Origin of the sequence: Pseudoalteromonas sp. SIMBA_162 (assembly GCF_046535955.1) — a bacterium.
GTDB lineage: Bacteria > Pseudomonadota > Gammaproteobacteria > Enterobacterales > Alteromonadaceae > Pseudoalteromonas > Pseudoalteromonas marina.
In genome coordinates, this window is the sequence record NZ_JAWJBQ010001148.1 from 1 (window position 1) to 238 (window position 238).

1 pseudogene is annotated in these 238 nt (G+C 68.1%); it reads right to left on the reverse strand.

The window, feature by feature from the left end:
• Nucleotides 1–219: pseudogene (locus tag R0J88_RS23275) on the reverse strand (tryptophan--tRNA ligase); the annotation flags it as partial.
• Between the last annotated feature and the right edge of the window lie 19 nt (nucleotides 220–238).

The window sequence follows — 238 nt, forward strand, 5'->3', positions numbered from 1 at the left end:
GTCGCCCAGGCCGACGGCGCGACGCAGACGCTCCATCATCGGTGCGGCCTCTTCGCGGGCCCGCTCGGCGCCACGCTTGAGGATCGCCTCGACATGCGCCGGGTCTTCCATCAGCTCGACGTAACGCTCGCGCGGCGCCTTGAGGTGATCATTCAGGTATTCGAACAGCTGGTTCTTGGCGTCGCCCCAGCCGATGCCAGCCGCGTACTGCTCGCGCATGGCAGCGACTTCCGCCTCG